We start from the raw sequence: 17,821 nt of genomic DNA, 5'->3' as shown, positions 1-17,821 counted from the left end.
GCTGTATGTTGACGTTTTGCTGTTCAGTTTTCAAGGTTCAAGTTGTTTGCCGCGCTCATTGGCGACTTTATTAATATATCCTGTTTCAATCTCGCTGTCAATACTATTTCAAAATATTTTTTTCGAGTTGTCTTAAGGACATATATAAATATAAACCGCCACGCGCAATAAATCAAGCCTTTATTTTAAAAAAGTGCATTTTAATTTTTTGGTAGTCGGCAATAAATAGCGTAATGCCCGCCAACACTATACTTCCACCCACTATTTGCGACAGGCTCAAATACTCTCCAAGTATAAAATATGCAAGGATAGCAGCACCTATGGGTTCAAAAAGGATCGCAATTGATATGACATTGGTACTCACCCACTTCAAAGCCCAATTGAAAAGAGTATGGCCCAGCAAGTTTGGAATCAACGCCAACAATAAGAACCACATCCATTCGGACGCAGGATACGGACCAAATGATTCTCCTTTAAATATGATATAGAAGAATAATGTTATGGTGCTGATTCCGTATACCACGAATGTATAGGTCACTAAAGACAATCTTTTCCTTACGTCTTGACCAAACAATAAGTAAGCAGTTATCAATGCACAAGCAATCAAGGCCAACAAATCTCCAAATAACGCACTTCCGCTCAATTTGAAATCCCCATAGCCAATCAGCACACTGCCAGAAATCGCAATGGCTCCGGCCACCAATGTTTTTAAAGAGAGCTTCTCCTTGAAGAAAAAATATGTACCCGCAAAAGCGAACAACGGCTGCAGCGTAACAAGCACTGTTGAACTGGCCACCGATGTATAATTCAACGATTCAAACCACAAAATAAAATGAAACGCTAAAAATACGCCAGCTATTGTTGTGAAGGCCCAGTCCCTTTTGCTTAGCTTTTTGATTTCATGGGTATATTTGAGGAAGAAGACCGGACTCATGATCACTATAGAGAACAACATACGATAAAAAGCAGTGACTCCTGAATCCGCAGATGTCATTTTAACAAAAATAGCTGACAACGCCACTGAGAAAACACCTATTATGATAGGAATGTACGGGTGGATAGTCGGTTTCTCCATATAAACACCTCTTCTGCCAATTTAATTTGCCGACAACGCACGTACTAAGTTTGCCACTTTGTCTAGGCAGAATCAATACAAGAAGAAAAAATGGAGGAGATCTCAATGGAGTTTTTCAGCGCTATGCAAATTTCTTCATTTGAAACTTTCTTTAAACTCGTGATAGCCGCTCTTTTAAGTTTAGTTATCGGGCTAGAAAGGGAATTGAAAAGAAAGCCTGTCGGATTAAAGACAAGTGTCGTCATCTCTACTTTCAGTTGCCTGTTGACCATCATCTCGATTGAATCCGCCTATATAGCCCAAGGCAGCGAGTATGATAACGTGAACATTACAATGGACCCGCTTCGTCTTGCCGCCCAGATTGTATCCGGAATTGGTTTTCTGGGTGCAGGCGTGATTTTGAAGCGCGGCAACGATTCTATCTCAGGGCTGACGACCGCTGCGATGATTTGGGGAGCCGGCGGAATCGGTATAGCAGTGGCGGCGGGCTTCTATATAGAAGCTTTGACTGCTGTGCTGCTTGTCTTGATCGGCATAGAAGCTTTGCCCCCCTTACTTTTCAAGTATGGACCGAAGCGTTTAAATATGGTCGAAGCCAACTTGAAAGTAATCGTATCCGATCGGTCATCAATCCGGCAGGTGTTGGATGAATTAAAGGCTGGAGGGTCACTCATTGAAAGCATATCCATTACGCATTCAGATAAGGAGAGCAATGTCCCCTTCCACCAGCTGACAATCCGTATGTCTTTTTCTCAGGAAAAGGATACAATTGATCTGTATCAGGAAATATCTGATATGGAAAAAGTAAAACAAGTTGAAATTGAGCTGATTTAACGGAGGAGGAATTTGGATGAAAGAGTTTTTCGGATTATTGAAACAAGGTAACAAGCCGTCCCTGACAGCCGCAATCATCAATACATTTATCGCCATCATGAAAGGTGTTGCATTCTTCTTTACCGGGAATGTCGCGATGTTCGCCGAGACGATGCACTCCATCGGGGATGCAGCCAACCAATATTTTGTCTTTATCGGTTCGGCGCTTTCAAAAAAAGCACCAACTAAGCGATTCCCGAACGGTTTTGGGCGCCTGTTGAACATCGTCCTTCTCGGCGCTGTACTGATTGTCGGAATCATGGCTTATGAAACAGTTGTCGAAGGCTGGCATCAAATGACAGCGCCTGTAGAAGCGGAAGGTTTTATCATCAGTGTTGTGGTCTTATCTATTGCTATCCTTCTTGAATTTTTCGTTCTATATAAAGCAGGTAAAGAAGTTCTGCATGAAGCAGGCGTCAAAGGAGGAGCTATGGCTCCACTTACCACGAGCTTTGCCCATTTGAATCGTGCCAAGCCTGCAACTAAATTGGTATTCCTAGAGGACTTGGTGGCAACTTCAGGTGGCGTATTGGCATTAGTTGCGGTATTGATCGCACACTACACAGGATTTCTGCAAATCGAAGGAGCAGCTTCCATCGCGATCGGATTTATGATGCTTTACGTGGTAGCTAAAGTCTTTATGGATAATGCACGTGGAGCTATCGGGGAAACTGATGAGCAGATGGTTAACCACATCGCCCATATCCTAACCGATCATCCTGACGTTCGCGATATTAAAGAATTGGAAGTTGTTAAAGAAGGGGAATTTCTTCATGTGGAAACCAAGATTGAAGTCGATCCACAGTTGACTGTCCCTGAAGCGGATGCGCTGCAGGAACGTCTAGCGGAAATCATCCTCAGCCAGCCGAGTGTTGATGACGTCATTGTCTCACTCGATGCAGATGACGGCGAAACACATTGGACACACCTTAGCAGCCGACCAGAATCTCTTGATAAAAAATAAACAAAGAAAAAAGGCTCAGCGTAAATGCTGAGCCTTTTGTTATAGAGACGCCTGAAGAATTTCTTTAACGTCTTCGTCTTTCAATTTTGCAAAGTTACCGAATTCACCATAGACCATAGCCTTTTCTACCATTACATCAATTTTTGAATCATCGATGTCGTAGTAGTCCAAACGTGTTGGCGCTCCCAGAGAAGTCCAGAACGCTACCAAGCGGTCGATTCCTTCGTAGGCAATATCCGTTTCCGATTTGCCAGTTGCATCCACATCAAAGACACGGACTGCCATTTGAGCAAAACGGCCAGGATTCACTTTAACGTTATGGCGCATCCATTGCGGGAAAAGAATCGCCAATCCGCCCGCATGGGGAATATCATAGACAGCCGATACGGCGTGTTCAATATTGTGTGAACCCCAGTCGCCTCTATAACCCATTTCAAGGAATTTGTTTAAAGCCATTGTTCCGGCAAACAAGATCGTTTCGCGGTGTTCGTAGCTTTGCAAGTCTTCCATTAACTTCGGTGCAGTTTCGATAACCGCTTTCAGTACCCCTTCACACATCCGGTCTTGAACAGGTGTATTGGTGGCGTCATTAAAGTATTGCTCAAAAATATGGGACATCATATCCACAATTCCATATACCGTATGATTTTCCGGTACCGACAATGTGTAAGTCGGATCCAAGATCGAGAATTGCGGGAATGACAACGGGCTTCCCCATCCGTATTTTTCTTGTGTTTCTTCATTCGTGATAACCGAACCGGCATTCATTTCAGAACCCGTTGCCGCAATCGTTAAAACTGTACCAAAAGGCAAGGCTTCCTTCGGCTGAGCTTTCCGGGAAACGAAGTCCCAAGCATCTCCGTCATACTTAGCCCCACAGGCAATCAGTTTCGTGCAATCAATAACTGAACCGCCACCGACAGCCAAAATCATCTCAATGCCTTCTTTTTTACAGATTTCAATGCCTTTGCGGGCAGTTGAGATCCGCGGATTCGGCTCTACTCCAGACAACTCGAAAACTTCAAGATCTGCCTCTGACAACATTTGAATGACTTCATCGTAAAGGCCATTTTTCTTGATGCTGCCACCGCCGTATACCAATAATACTTTTTTGCCGAATTTCGGCAATTCTTTTTTAGCCGCTTGAAGCTGGCCTTTACCGAAAATAAGTTTTACCGGGTTGTAAAATGAAAATGCGTTCATCCAATCATCCTCCTCTATTCAGGTTATATTATGTAGTTTCTCAAATAAAAAAGCAAAAGATTGAGACAGAAAAACCGTCGGGATTCTCATCCCGACGGTTTTTCCTATGCATTAAACCCAGCCACGGAAGCGTGAAGCTTCTGCAGTTCTGCGTGCACCTACCATATAAGCGGCTAGACGCATATCAATATTGCGTGTAGTTGCTACATTATAGACGTTTTCAAAAGCATCAACCAATTTTTTGTTGAGTTTTTCGTCCACTTCTTCTTGCGTCCAATAATAACCTTGGTTATTTTGCACCCATTCAAAGTAAGATACGGTAACTCCACCAGAACTTGCCAGGACGTCAGGAACCAAAAGGATTCCCCGATCTGTCAGCATTTTCGTAGCTTCAGCTGTAGTTGGGCCGTTTGCGGCTTCGACGACAATGGAAGCTTTGATGTCATTGGCGTTTTCTTCTGTGATTTGATTGGCAATCGCTGCCGGAACCAGGATATCGCAGTCCAATTCAAACAATTCTTTGTTGGTGATGGTATTATCGAATAACGTGGTAACCGTTCCGAAACTATCGCGGCGGTCCAATAGGTAATCGATATCCAAACCATCCGGGTCATGAAGGGCGCCATAAGCGTCGGAAATACCGACCACTTTAGCTCCCGCATCATGAAGGAATTTTGCCAGGAAGCTACCCGCGTTACCGAAACCTTGAATGACAACACGAGCACCTTTCATATCAAGACCCCGTTTTTTTGCAGCTTCGTTAATACAGATAGTCACTCCTTGAGCCGTTGCTTTGTCGCGGCCTTGAGATCCACCAAGAACAATTGGTTTACCCGTAATAAAGCCAGGAGAGTTGAATTCATCGATTTTGCTGTATTCATCGTACATCCACGCCATAATCTGCGAGTTGGTAAACACATCAGGTGCCGGGATGTCTTTGTTAGGTCCTACAATCTGACTGATCGCACGGACATATCCACGACTCAATTTTTCGATTTCGTGCATGGACATTTCGCGTGGGTCACAGATGATTCCACCTTTTGCTCCACCATATGGCAATTCTACAATCCCACATTTTAATGTCATCCACATGGATAAAGCAATGACTTCGTCACGATTTACATCCGGATGAAAACGGACTCCACCTTTTGTCGGTCCTACCGCGTCGCTGTGTTGTGCACGGTAACCCGTAAAGACTTTTGTTTTGCCATCATCCATACGCACCGGAATGCGCACTTCCATAAGCCGCATTGGTTCTTTTAGAAGTTCGTACATCGCATCTTCGTATCCAAGCTTATCCAATGCAGTTTTAATAACATTCTGCGTTGACGTCAACAAGTTCAAGTTTTCAGACATTGTATTAGTTCGCCTCTTTATATTTTAGTAATTACTCAGCATCTAGTGTAACACATGTCAATATTTATGTGCCATCTGAATGCTATTTAGAGAACACTTTTTGAATGCGCTCAATTGCCCAGTCCAACTCTTCTTTTGAAATGATCAACGGAGGAGCAAAACGGATGACCGTATCATGCGTTTCCTTGCATAAAAGGCCCAACTCTTTTAATTGTTCACAGTAAGGTCTTGCAGCTTCAGTCAATTCCATACCGATGAACAATCCACGGCCTCTGACTTCTTTCACTGAAGGGTGCTCGATTTCACGCAATTTCTCCATGAAGTATTCACCCAGCTCTTGGGAGCGCTCAGAAAGTTTCTCATCAAGCAATACTTCCATAGAAGCGACTGAGACAGCACAAGCAAGCGGGTTCCCGCCGAATGTTGAACCGTGTGATCCCGGATTGAATACACCCAAGATGGATTTGTCGGCTACGACACATGAAATCGGGAAGACTCCCCCGCCAAGCGCTTTGCCTAGAATATACATATCAGGATTTACATCTTCCCATTCACAGGCGAACATTTTTCCAGTACGTGCAAGTCCACATTGGATTTCATCAGCGATGAAAAGAACATTGTTTTCGCGGCAAAGTTCTCTTGCTGCTTTCAGGAATCCTTGTGGAGGCATAATAATCCCTGCTTCTCCTTGAATCGGTTCGATCAAGAATGCTGCAGTATTTGGCGTAATGGCATTTTTCAATGCTTCCAAATCTCCAAAAGGAATCAAGTTGATTCCCGGAAGCATCGGGCCAAAGCCTTTGCGGTATTCAGGATCGGATGATAATGAAACAGCGGTCATTGTACGGCCATGGAAGTTTCCGTCGCATGCAATAATCTCTGCCTGGTTATCCGCAACACCTTTAACATCGTATGCCCAACGGCGCGCAGCTTTGAATGCCGTTTCTACAGCTTCAGCACCTGTATTCATCGGCAATGCCATTTCCTTGCCGGAAATATCGCAGATCATTTGGTACCATGGAGCCAATTTGTCATTATGGAAAGCACGCGAAGTCAAGGTAACGCGGTCCGCTTGATCTTTTAGTGCCTGAATGATTTTCGGGTGGCGATGCCCTTGGTTGACAGCCGAATAAGCTGACAGCATATCCATGAACTTGTTGCCTTCTGGATCTTTTACCCAAACACCTTCTGCTTCAGTAATAACGATCGGCAGTGGGTGGTAGTTATTCGCCCCGTACTTTTCTGTCTGTTCAATGATGGCCTGTGTCTGTGTCATGTAAATTCCTCCTTTTTTAAAAAAGGCAGACCCTCGTCTGCCTTCTTAATGAATTATTATACCATTTGTTGTTTGTTAATACATTCAAAAAATGAATCAATACATTTCAGAAGTTGTTTTTGCTTGCATGTGAAGACCAATGTAATCTGGTCCGCCAGCTTTTGAATCAGTTCCGGACATATTGAAGCCACCGAACGACTGGTATCCAACGATTGCGCCTGTACAGCCGCGGTTGAAGTAAAGGTTTCCTACATGGAAATCTTCACGGGCTTTTTCAAGATTTTCACGGTTGTTGGTAATTACTCCACCAGTCAAACCATATTCCGTGTTATTGGCGATTTCGATTGCATGGTCAAAATCTTTTGCTTTCATCAAGCCGACAACCGGGCCAAAAATTTCTTCCTGCATAATGCGGGCTTGAGGATCAAGATCAGCAAAGACTGTCGGGTTAACGAAAAAGCCTTTAGAATCATCTCCATCTCCACCAGCGACCAAACGGCCTTCTTCTTTACCGATTTCAATGTAGCTCATGATTTTGTTGTATGAATTGCCGTCGATTACCGGCCCCATGTAGTTTGACTGATCTGTCGGATCTCCGATGGTCAATTCTTTCGTCAACTCAATAACACGTTCTAAAACAGTATCGTATACATCTTCTACGATAACTGCGCGTGATCCGGCTGAACATTTCTGTCCACTGAAGCCGAAAGCGGATTTTACAATCGATTGTGCAGCAAGCTCAAGGTCAGCTTCTTTATCCACAACCATTGTATTTTTTCCACCCATTTCAGCGATCAGGCGTTTCATCCAAACTTGCCCTTCATTCACTTTTGCAGAACGTTCTGCAATGCGCAGGCCGACTTCCTTAGATCCTGTGAATGAGATGAAGCGTGTGTTCGCATGATCCACTAAATAATCTCCGACTTCAGATCCTGGTCCTGGAATATAGTTGACTACACCCGGTGGCATGCCCGCTTCTTCTAGAACTTCAATGAATTTATAAGCAACAACTGGAGTAGTTGAAGCAGGTTTCAATAGAACAGTGTTTCCAGCTACCATTGCTGCAACTGTTGTTCCGGCCATAATCGCGAAAGCGAAGTTCCAAGGAGAAATAACAACACCTACTCCTAAAGGAATATAGTCATAGCGGTTGTCTTCGCCTGGGCGGCTTTCCACTGGCATGCCGTCTTTCAGGCGCAGCATTTGGCGAGCGTAGTATTCCATAAAGTCGATTGCTTCTGCTGTATCTGCATCTGCTTCGTTCCAAGGCTTGCCTGCTTCTTTTGTCAAAAGTGCCGAGAATTCATGTTTGCGGCGGCGGACGATTGCAGCTGCTCTCATCAGTACATCAGCGCGGACTTCAGGTTTTACTTTTTTCCACGTTTTAAAAGCTTCGTCAGCTGCTTGCATTGCTTTTTCAGCCAACTCTTTAGATGATTTCGAAACGTTTCCAATTAGTTCTTCTTTATTTGACGGGTTAAATGACACGATTTTATCTTCGGTAGTGATGCGTTCGCCACCAATAATTAACGGATAGTCCTGACCTAGGTAAGCTTCAACTGTCTTCAAGCCTTCCAGGTAGTCTGTACGGTTTTTTTCAATCGAGAAATCTGTGAACGGTTCGTGTTTGTAGGGAATCATGTAAATCCTCCTTGAGTTTTAAGTAAGCGCAAAAAAAATTTGCACTTTTAAACTGCTTCCATATATAATAATGCAAAAGATTGTTGCATAATTCAAGTGTTTTTGTTTAAAAAGTCAAAATAATTTTGGAGTGAGCATTTTGAAGTCCGATCATATCGATTTATCCCCTTTCTATAAGTTTGCCGGAGAACATGTGGCAATAGGGATCCATGCCATAGATACCAAGGGAAAAACCATTCTTTATAATAAAAAGATGCGTGAAATAGAGGGATTTGATTTTGAGGAGCTGGCAGATCGGTCTCTTTTGGAGATGTTCCGTTTCGATCAGCATGAAAGTACATTATTGAAGGTTCTTCAAAGCGGAACACCTGTCTTCAATGTTAAGCAGACCTATTGGAACCGCAAAGGCCAGGAAATTACGACGATCAATGACACGTACCCGGTGTTTGAAGAACGAAAACTGATCGGTGCCATTGAATTGTCGCGTGATGTAACGACGCTTGAAAAAGTGATTTACCAGCCCTTGAAAAAATACGGGGAGCCCATTACTTTCTCAGCGATTACGGCCGTTTCCAAAAGCATGAAAAAAGTCATTGCCACCGCCGAAAAAGCTGCAATGGCGAAATTGCCCGTTCTGCTGGTAGGAGAATCAGGAACCGGCAAAGAATTGATTGCCGAGGCTATCCACTGGGCCCATACTTCCGAAAGGCAGATGTACACCCTCTATTGCCATGGAACAGACGGTACCCTGCTCGTTCAATTAGGGGAAGAAATCGAGCAAATGGGAGATGGCACCATTTACTGCGAACGGATTGACTTATTGCCTTTGCCGATGCAGGAGCAACTGCTGAAGATGGCAGAAGAGCGGTCGCGCGGCAATACGTATTTCATCGCCAGTGTCGGCGATGACCCTGTCGAATTGATCGCCTCCCATAAGTTATTGAAAGACCTGTACTATTTCTTTTCTTCCATGACCATCAAATTGGATCCGCTGCGCCACCGAAAAGAAGATATACTTCCGTTCGTCGAAGATTATTTTTCCCGACATCGGATGATGGTCGGTTCAGTCGTACACGGCTTAGACAAGGAAGTAAGTGCCCTATTCCATGCCTATGACTGGCCAGGCAACTTAAAGGAACTGGAATTGCTGCTTGATGAAATTACTTCGTTGCTGACAACACAGGAAGTTGTCACCGCGGACATGCTGCCCCATCACTTTAAGCTGAAAACTGATTTAAAGGGTGCACACCAGCCTGAAGATTTCATTGTCCAGTCCAATACAGAACTGCTGCCTTTAGAGGATTATTTATTTGAAGCGGAAATGTATTACCTGCAGAAGGCGATGGACCTGCATGGAAATAACGTCACAAAAGCGGCCGCTGCACTTGGCATGAGCCGCCAAAATCTGCAATACCGATTACGGAAAATCAAAAAAAACGAAGCGCAGACATGATGTCTGCGCTTCGTTTTTTATCGTTTTTCTTATTGCCCAGACTCTAGCGCCCAGCTCCTCGAGTCATAAGTCTGTCAGAGCTTAACGGGCGCTTTTGCTTTTCTTACTGTCCAGAACGTTTGATCCACTCTTGCATTTTGTCTTTCAAAGAGTTGAATCCTTCAGAATCACTTTCGTTTACATGTGACTGAAGAGATTGTTTTGGTTTTTCAGTCTTTTGAGCTGCTGGTGGCTGCTCTTGAAGTGCGCGGATTGAAAGGCTGATTTTTTTAGATTTCTCATCAACTTCCAATACTTTTACGTCAACTTCTTGTCCTACTGCCAAATACTCACTTACTTCTTTCACGTAACCGTGAGTGATTTCTGAAATGTGGACCAATCCTTGTGTTTGGTCGTCTAAAGCTACGAATGCGCCGTATGGCTGGATTCCTGTAACTTTACCTGAAACCGTATCGCCTGTTTGGTATGTTTTTGTCATGTTTACCCGCTCCTAGTCATATCTAATTGTCCTGTACACCTATTGGCATCTGTATATTATAGCACAACTATATGCTGATAGTAAAATCAGTAACTATTTAACTCCGACATACGCCAGCCATCTGCGGTTTTTTTCATGAATAGAAACTCTTCATACAGGTTATCCTGCGCCCCAGCTTCGTATTGAATTTCAGCTCTGCCAGTTGGTATTCCGGAATGTGTGCCATCAAAAAAGGTCTTGAACGTCAATTGATGGAACTCGGAAAACGGACGGAAACTGCGCAGCTCCAAAAAAGCCTCGAATCTTTCATCTGGAAGGTCCTTTTCAGCTACAAGCTTTCTCATGGCCGGGATATCTTCGCTTTCAATTGCTTTAAAGAATACGCCTGCCACTTCTCCAGGGTCGGTATCGCTAGGCAGCTGTTTTCCGGAATCCCCTGAAATCATTCCATAAAGCGAGTCGACTGTCCGCTTGAACTGCTGATCTTGCCCCTGCAATTTGTAACTATCATATTGCTGGTAATCGACTTGCCAAATTCGGTCTTTCTCAGTGACCAGCATCAGTTCCAGGCGTTCATCATACTGCTCCGCTTGAATATGGGGATAAATAAAGATTTTTTCTTTTACCCGCTGCTTGTAGATATCTTTGGAAAGTTCTACCCAGGCCACATTTTCCGTCAGCTTCGGAATATTTTGCCACTGCTCCTTAAATGCTGCAAGCGGCGGCTTTAATGGGCTGTCTGCCAAAAGGTGCCATAACGTGTCCCTGTCATTGATTTCATTGGCATAATGGTACATGAACAGCACATCCAGGGGCGGAACACCCGCCAGAAGCTGCAGATCGTAGGATGCCCGGAAAGATTCGTACAATGGTTTAATGCGGCTGTAATCAAAATCTTGCAGGTCGACAAACTCTTCTTCAAGCTCCAGATCGCCATTCGGCAAACGGCCGGCAAGGCTTCCCGCCTTCTCCATTTCCAGCGCATCCAAAATATCATGGAACTGCAGTTCATCGTAATGTGCGGAAGCAGTCCATCCGCTCGCTTCCATTTCATCCAGGATCGGCAGCAGAAGAAAAGCCATGGGATTGGATGAAGCGGCATTGTTCCAAGCGGCTCTATATTCATTCTTCACCTTGCCTTGGTCATCAAAAACAGGCGAATTGTCATTGCCTTTCATCATTTGCCAAAAAACTTGCTGGTAAGCGACTTCCGTTCCGTCAAATAGAGATGTTTCTCCCCACTCATCCAATAATGCCATTTCCTTAAAAATCAGTTTCTGTGGAACATTTTCAAGAGGAATCAAAAATCCATTGTCGTTAAAATAAGGTTCTTCACTCCATATCTGCAAATACTGCCCCGCATAGGGATGGCCAATGAATGGCTGTTGCTGCTGCAAATAATTAACGTCCCGAACGGTTCGGAAATGTTCTCGTTCCATATCGACAAAAGGAAAAAGTGCATACTCGGGCAAAGCTTCGACAAGCAACCTCAACTCTTCAGGAAATACATCAGGCTGGGCCCGAAGCTTTTCCGGAGATAGCTCGCCCATAACGGCGGTAGTTTCCAATTCTTCTTGATAATTCAGCAGTATGTTGTCTGCAAAATGCTGCAGTTCGGTCGCTTTTGCTGTGTAATTCCGAAGAAACTCATCCACTTCTTCAGAAGGCAGTGGATGAGAGGCGCCTAACGAAAGAGCCATGCCCCGCGGTGTTTCAATCTGCCAAAGGATCTGTTCAACAGCAAGCTGCATAGCCTCGGGGTCGCCTTCTAATGAATCCACTGTACTGTCACTAAAAACACGCGCCATTTCAGCATCCGCTTGTTTGACATAATCAAGCTTTCCGTATTGTTCAGGAGACATCCCCAATCGCTCAGGAGAAGAAGCTTTAACGCTTTCGTATTGTCTTTTCCAGTCTGCCATCATGTCCTCTGTCACTGTTTCGACTTGCTGCCATTCTGTCGTACCGGCGGTTTTTGTCTGTTGGTCGTCCATCATAAAACTGATGCCGATGATAGACGCTATAAACAGTCCTGCACCCCCCAGCAGAACCGCCGTTTTTCTTCTGAACGGCCGAGGAACAACCGTTTTTGCGGAAGCATCATCAGCGAGAGGAACTCCGATTTCAATAGGTTTTTGTAAGCCAGCAGGCTCCGGGGGCTCAAAACGCTGGTAAGATTTCTGGAGCATCTCCAAACGCAGCAGAAGCTGCTGCTTACTATAATGAAAAGTTTGCTCTAAAATTGCTAACCCCTGTTCCACTGATCGGGTTGCCTGCGATTCCGGCATGCCCATCACCGTGGCGATATCCGTTTTTGTGCAGTTGTGAAAAACAGCCAATACTAAAGGGATTTTCTGGTCCGATTCTAATTTCTGCAGCTCACTGTGCAGTTCATTGTCTTCCGGAAAGCCGAGTATGGCCTGATTGGAATCTGTTTGAAGTGGAGCGGTATATGTTGAATAGTGCTTAACCATAGTTTTAAAGAGTTGCAATTGTGCCTGTTCTTGCGCCAAGCCGCCGATTTCCTCAAACAATAGCTGCAGGCACTGGCGTTGAAAGTCAGGCAGTACTTCTATAGAAACACCTAATTGGTAAGCAAAGCGGCCACTGTCCGGTTGGATAGTCTCTGCCCATTCATAAAAAGCAGCTGAATTTCCTTTTTGGGCCTGTCCGTAAAGATTTGTTTCAGAAGCCATAGCTCCACTCTCCGATTCGTTTGAATAATCAATTTTTATCGTTTTGATTATTATACGGCCAAAATGCCTCAGCGTTTCAAATACTGCTATTTTTTTTACTGCCTGTCGTGTAAAATGAGTGAATCTATATGAGATAGGAGTGACATGATGAAAAAACGTGATCAATGGAGTTCTAAGCTAGGCTTTGTTCTTGCAGCTGCAGGCAGTGCCATCGGCTTAGGAGCCATTTGGAAATTCCCATACGAAACCGGTGCAAACGGAGGCAGTGTCTTTATTCTGCTGTTCATTATCAGCACCGTGGCAATCGGATTGCCGATTCTTCTTGCAGAATTCGTTATCGGCCGTCGAGGCCAGGCGGATGCTGTCAGCGGATTGAAAAAACAAGCTCCCGGTAAACCATGGTATTTGATCGGATGGTCTGGATTTATCTTTTCGTTTCTTATATTGTCGTTTTACAGTGTTGTGGGAGGATGGGTCCTATCTTATTTGGGACGCTCCATTCTGTTCCAGCTCTCGGATTTAGGAGATGCCGAGTTTGCCAACTTGTTTAATGGCATCATCACTAATCCATGGGAAGTCCTTCTTGCCCAAGCCGCTTTCCTGGGCTTGACCATCTGGATTGTCCAAGGAGGGATTAAAGGCGGAATCGAACGTGCCAGCAAAATCATGATGCCGGCTTTGTTGATTTTCTTCCTGATTCTGATGATCCGGTCACTGACGTTGGACGGCGCCATGGAAGGCGTACGCTTTATGTTTATTCCGGACTGGTCTTTCTTTAATTTCGAGACCGCATTGGTTGCACTTGGACAAGCGTTCTTCTCTTTGAGTGTCGGTGTTGCAGGAATGATCACTTATGCGTCGTACCTGTCCAAGTCGGAAAATCTCACACGCTCTTCTGTCAGCGTCGTCTCGTTGAACATCGTGATTTCCATCATGGCTGGGCTGATCATCTTCCCGGCCGTCTTCGCTTTAGGCTATACGCCAGATCAGGGTCCGGGGTTAGTGTTCATCATTTTGCCAGCGATATTCGACCAATTGTTCATGGGTGAGTTCCTGATGATTATCTTCTTTATCTTGTTGTTGTTCGCTACGTTGACTTCGTCTATTTCTATGCTTGAAATCACGGTATCGATCGGTGTCAAAAACAAATATGACCGCCGCCGCCGAGTCGCGTTGATTTTTGGCTTAATGATTTTCATCGTCGGTATTCCGAGTGCCTTGTCTTTCGGTGTTATGCCGCAGGAAATATTCTTCGGCTTTACGTTCTTTGATTTCATTGATACTTTGACCAGCAGAGTCGGCTTGCCGCTTGGCGCTTTATTTACATCCTTGTTTGCAGGCTATGTTTTGACAAAGCAAGACGCCCACAACGAGCTTTCCCAACAGAAAGTCTGGGTTGATGTATGGCGGGTACTGGTGCGTTATGTCGCACCGATTGCCATCATTGTTGTCTTCATCCAAGGAATCATCGCTATTTTCCAATGAGTGGAAACTGTTCAAAAAAAGCCACAACTTGTTCTATCGAAAAAATTCTGTGCATGATACTATATAAATAGAAGAAAGTTCCATATAGAAGGAGTGGATAAATGTGAAAAACGATTTACACGCCCAATTAAAAGCGCTTCGTGAAGAGCGTAACCTTTCGTTAGATGAATTGTCCCTAAAAACAAGAATCGGTGTCGCTAAGCTACAAGCCTATGAAAGCGGCGCAGAAGTCCCATCAAACCAAACCATTTTGATCCTTTCAAATGCGTTGGAAGTTCCTGCTTCGAACTTAGTAGACGGATTAGGATCAAAATAAAGAGAAACTTCAATCAGTGGGGGTTTTCTTCATCCCCCACTGATAAAAAGCAGAACATAGGCTAAACGCGCCGCGTCCTGCGGCAACGCCTATGTAACCGACATCCTGTCGGCCCGATCCAATCGGACTTTTACGGTCAGTTGATCTCCCGCTTGTAGAAGCGGGAGTCTTACTGCCCGTTAAAGCGGGATAAACCATCAACAAAAAAGAGCTTTCGACGAAAATTCGTCGAAAGCTCTTTTTTTTGTTAAATAATGTGCTTCGCCTCATACTTAAGGGCAATCAATTTGTAGGAAATGTCCACACAGCGCTCCAGTGGAATCCACTTTTCAAAAGACGTTTTGTAAATACTTTGTATTTCTTTTGCAAGATCTGATGGATGGTCTATAACGCCCAATTGTATAATAACGTCTGCAATTTGCGTTTCATAACCTTCAGAACCGATGGTGAAAGGATCCCATTCTTCCAGGACCAAAACAGCTTTTCTGTTCATTTCCCTTATTTCCATTAGTTTTTCACCTAACATTTCTCTAGCGTTAAGGGCTATAATAGCACATACTCAAAAAAAGAAAAGCAGAAAATCCCGTTACAAGGATTTTCTGCAGTGAACTACTGTTTTAAAATTTCTATAGATTCGATGGTTACGTCTTCGACAGGTTTTTCCTGCTCTGTTTCAACCGCAGCAATGGCGTCGACCACGTCCATGCCTTCGATCACCTGGCCGAATACGCTGTGTTTGCCGTCAAGCCAAGGTGTGCCTCCTTGTTCCAGGTAAGCTTTCCGAATTTCTTCCGGATAATCGCCAGCTAAATCCCCTTCCGCTACCGGAGGAGCCTGAACAATGAAGAACTGGCTCCCATTAGTCCCAGGTCCGGCATTGGCCATCGACAATGCACCACGGATGTTGAAAAGGTGGTCATGAAATTCATCTTCAAATGGAGCACCGTAAATGCTTTCGCCACCGCCCCCTGTACCGGTCGGATCTCCGGTCTGGAGCATGAAGTCTTCAATGACCCGGTGGAAAGTCAACCCGTCATAATAGCCTTCTTCTGCATGTGTTAAAAAGTTCTCCACGGTTTTTGGTGCAATTTCCGGGAATAGCTTAATTTGCATGGTTCCCATGGAAGTCGTCAGTTCGACTAGTGCTTCGTTGTCTGCCACTTCAGTGGACAACTGCGGATAACCGTCCACTTCAACAACTGCGGTTTCTGTCGCTTCTGTTGGTTCTTCAGTCTTCGGACCCGCTTCTTCTGAGCATGCGCCAAGAAATAATGCTAATAAAATTGGCGTTATCATTGTTTTTTTCATCGTTTTCACCCCGTTCTATTTTAGCATAGAAGTTTTTTGAATTCATTGGTAAGTTTCAACACTTTCTTCGTGAAGCGAAATATCATATAATAGGAACAGATGCTCCGTTCAGAAAGAAGGGGTCCATATGGATACTCAAAAAAAGAATTTCTTTATTATCATGTTCACCAATTTCCTCGTTGCCGGCAGCACCACGATGATTATGCCATTCTTATCTCTTTACATCGAATCGCTCGGCAATTTCACGGATGAATACGTCCAGCGCTGGTCGGGCCTGGTATTTGGCGTTACGTTTGTCGCCGCCTTGATCATGTCTCCGATCTGGGGACGCATTGCTGACAAATATGGCTTTAAGCCGATATTAATCATCAACGGCTTTGGGATTGCCATCAGCATTTTCATGATGGGCACCGCCGACTCCGTTACCGAACTGTTTTTAATCCGCCTGTTCATGGGTGTGGTGACTGGGTTCATCCCTACTTCCCTGGCATTTGTCAGTTCGCAGACCTCTAAAGAAACGGCTGGGAAAACACTCGGAACATTGCAAATGGGCAGTGTTTCCGGGACGCTGTTCGGCCCTGTCCTCGGTGGCTTGATGGCAGATGCATTCGGCTTCCAGTATACGTTCCTCATTACAGCAAGTGTAATTGCCATTGCCGCTTTGTTTGTGGTTTTCGGTCTCCATGAAATCAGACGCGTTAAACAAAAAGGCGCCCATGTCTATGCACCGAAGACCATTGTCAACGGGATTTTAAGCCATCGCCTGATTTTAAATGTCATGATCATTACCGCGTTGATTCAAATCGGGAATTTCAGCATCCAACCCCTATTGTCTCTCTACGTTGCGCATCTGACAGAAGGCAGTGGGCAAGTGGCGTTTCTTGCAGGGATCACGTTCAGTGCCACGGGTGTTGGCAACTTGCTATTTGCACGGCGCTGGGGCCGTTTGGGTGATTCCATCGGCTATGAGAAAGTTCTCGGGTTTCTGCTGTTGTTGGCATTCATTTTTATCATTCCGCAGGCATTCGTCACTGAGCTTTGGCAATTGATCATTTTGCGCCTGCTATTCGGCATTGCAGTCGGCGGAATGATTCCAACGACCACCGCTTTGATGCGCCGGGAAGCACCGATTGAAATCCAAGGCGAAATCATGGGCTATAATACCAGTTTCCGTTTCCTCGGCAATATCATCGGTCCGATGTTCGGGGGCATCGTCAGCGGCTTTATCGGCATCTCTTCCGTCTTTATCGTAACAGGTGTGCTGTTCGTCCTTGCTTTCGGCTTCCTGCGCTATACGTTAGCAAAACCTGAACAGGATTTTGAAGACGTATTGTTGGAACAGGAATTAAAGAATATGTAAGCTCAGCTGGTTTTCATCGGAAAACCGGCTTTTTGCTGCTCTTTTTTTCAAATTCACAAAATGAACATAATCAGGTTTCTTCCTATTACAAAAGCTCAGAGAAAGCCATAGGAATTCAGCTGTGCTAATTGATGAACGGTGCAAATCCACCTGATTTGCGTTATAATTTCTAATTAGAAACTCATCACGTTTATCCCGCTTTAACGGAACGCCATGCTCCCACTTTTATGCTGGGAGATGTGCTGTCCACAGAAGCCCAATTGGATCAACAAATAATTCTTGAGGGATGAAGCACCCGCTGATTGAAGTTTCTCTTTATGCTGGAAGGAGGATTCAT

General features: G+C 44.6%; 15 protein-coding genes. 6 read left to right on the top strand and 9 right to left on the bottom strand.

Going from position 1 to position 17,821, the window contains the following annotated elements; all coding sequences use genetic code 11:
- Positions 1–172: 172 nt before the first annotated feature.
- Complete coding sequence (locus IRE19_RS15225) at positions 173–1,075, bottom strand: DMT family transporter (RefSeq protein WP_191716475.1); 903 nt, start codon at positions 1,073–1,075, stop codon at positions 173–175.
- 105 nt (positions 1,076–1,180) lie between these two features.
- Between IRE19_RS15225 and IRE19_RS15220 the strand changes: the two genes are divergently transcribed.
- Together IRE19_RS15220 and IRE19_RS15215 are read left to right on the top strand one after the other, a co-directional pair.
- A complete protein-coding gene (locus IRE19_RS15220) occupies positions 1,181–1,909 on the top strand; it encodes an MgtC/SapB family protein (RefSeq protein WP_191716476.1) in 729 nt (242 codons plus the stop codon).
- A 16-nt stretch (positions 1,910–1,925) separates the two neighbouring features.
- Positions 1,926–2,912, top strand: a complete 987-nt coding sequence (locus IRE19_RS15215) for a cation diffusion facilitator family transporter (protein ID WP_203341034.1) — start codon at positions 1,926–1,928, stop codon at positions 2,910–2,912.
- 39 nt (positions 2,913–2,951) lie between these two features.
- Here the strand turns inward: IRE19_RS15215 and IRE19_RS15210 are convergent, their stop codons facing one another.
- From IRE19_RS15210 to pruA, 4 genes are all read right to left on the bottom strand, one after another.
- On the bottom strand, positions 2,952–4,115 hold the full coding sequence (locus IRE19_RS15210; RefSeq protein ID WP_203341033.1) for an iron-containing alcohol dehydrogenase: 1,164 nt from the start codon (positions 4,113–4,115) through the stop codon (positions 2,952–2,954).
- A gap of 111 nt (positions 4,116–4,226) precedes the next feature.
- Positions 4,227–5,471 carry a Glu/Leu/Phe/Val family dehydrogenase gene (locus IRE19_RS15205; RefSeq protein ID WP_191716479.1) on the bottom strand — a complete coding sequence of 415 codons (1,245 nt, stop codon included), beginning with the start codon at positions 5,469–5,471 and terminating at the stop codon, positions 4,227–4,229.
- An 82-nt stretch (positions 5,472–5,553) separates the two neighbouring features.
- Positions 5,554–6,747, bottom strand: a complete 1,194-nt coding sequence (locus IRE19_RS15200; RefSeq protein ID WP_191716480.1) for an ornithine--oxo-acid transaminase — start codon at positions 6,745–6,747, stop codon at positions 5,554–5,556.
- 96 nt (positions 6,748–6,843) lie between these two features.
- Positions 6,844–8,388 carry an L-glutamate gamma-semialdehyde dehydrogenase gene (gene pruA / locus IRE19_RS15195; RefSeq protein WP_191716481.1) on the bottom strand — a complete coding sequence of 515 codons (1,545 nt, stop codon included), beginning with the start codon at positions 8,386–8,388 and terminating at the stop codon, positions 6,844–6,846.
- A 139-nt stretch (positions 8,389–8,527) separates the two neighbouring features.
- On the opposite strand from pruA, the gene IRE19_RS15190 reads away from it, so the two are divergent.
- Positions 8,528–9,841, top strand: a complete 1,314-nt coding sequence (locus tag IRE19_RS15190; RefSeq protein ID WP_203341032.1) for a sigma 54-interacting transcriptional regulator — start codon at positions 8,528–8,530, stop codon at positions 9,839–9,841.
- A gap of 103 nt (positions 9,842–9,944) precedes the next feature.
- Here the strand turns inward: IRE19_RS15190 and yugI are convergent, their stop codons facing one another.
- Together yugI and IRE19_RS15180 are read right to left on the bottom strand one after the other, a co-directional pair.
- On the bottom strand, positions 9,945–10,319 hold the full coding sequence (yugI, locus tag IRE19_RS15185) for a S1 domain-containing post-transcriptional regulator GSP13 (RefSeq protein WP_006828542.1): 375 nt from the start codon (positions 10,317–10,319) through the stop codon (positions 9,945–9,947).
- An 86-nt stretch (positions 10,320–10,405) separates the two neighbouring features.
- The gene (locus IRE19_RS15180) at positions 10,406–13,015 is read right to left on the bottom strand and encodes a hypothetical protein (protein WP_203341031.1); all 2,610 of its coding nucleotides are present in this window, start codon (positions 13,013–13,015) and stop codon (positions 10,406–10,408) included.
- A 147-nt stretch (positions 13,016–13,162) separates the two neighbouring features.
- On the opposite strand from IRE19_RS15180, the gene IRE19_RS15175 reads away from it, so the two are divergent.
- Positions 13,163–14,500, top strand: coding sequence for a sodium-dependent transporter (locus IRE19_RS15175; protein WP_191716646.1), 1,338 nt, complete (start codon positions 13,163–13,165; stop codon positions 14,498–14,500).
- A gap of 103 nt (positions 14,501–14,603) precedes the next feature.
- Entirely contained in the window at positions 14,604–14,816 is a 213-nt protein-coding gene (locus IRE19_RS15170) for a helix-turn-helix domain-containing protein (protein ID WP_203341030.1), read from the top strand.
- 247 nt (positions 14,817–15,063) lie between these two features.
- On the opposite strand, the gene IRE19_RS15165 is transcribed toward IRE19_RS15170, so the two are convergent.
- Positions 15,064–15,324: a DUF1871 family protein gene (locus IRE19_RS15165; RefSeq protein WP_203341029.1), complete on the bottom strand. Its 261-nt coding sequence runs from the start codon at positions 15,322–15,324 to the stop codon at positions 15,064–15,066.
- 101 nt (positions 15,325–15,425) lie between these two features.
- A complete protein-coding gene (locus IRE19_RS15160; protein WP_203341028.1) occupies positions 15,426–16,124 on the bottom strand; it encodes a peptidylprolyl isomerase in 699 nt (232 codons plus the stop codon).
- A 127-nt stretch (positions 16,125–16,251) separates the two neighbouring features.
- On the opposite strand from IRE19_RS15160, the gene IRE19_RS15155 reads away from it, so the two are divergent.
- Positions 16,252–17,484, top strand: coding sequence for an MFS transporter (locus IRE19_RS15155; RefSeq protein ID WP_191716488.1), 1,233 nt, complete (start codon positions 16,252–16,254; stop codon positions 17,482–17,484).
- Positions 17,485–17,821: the final 337 nt, after the last annotated feature.

It is taken from the genome of Planococcus beijingensis, from assembly GCF_016820615.1.
GTDB lineage: Bacteria > Bacillota > Bacilli > Bacillales_A > Planococcaceae > Planococcus > Planococcus notacanthi.
This window is presented reverse-complemented; position numbering and strand designations above follow the sequence as displayed.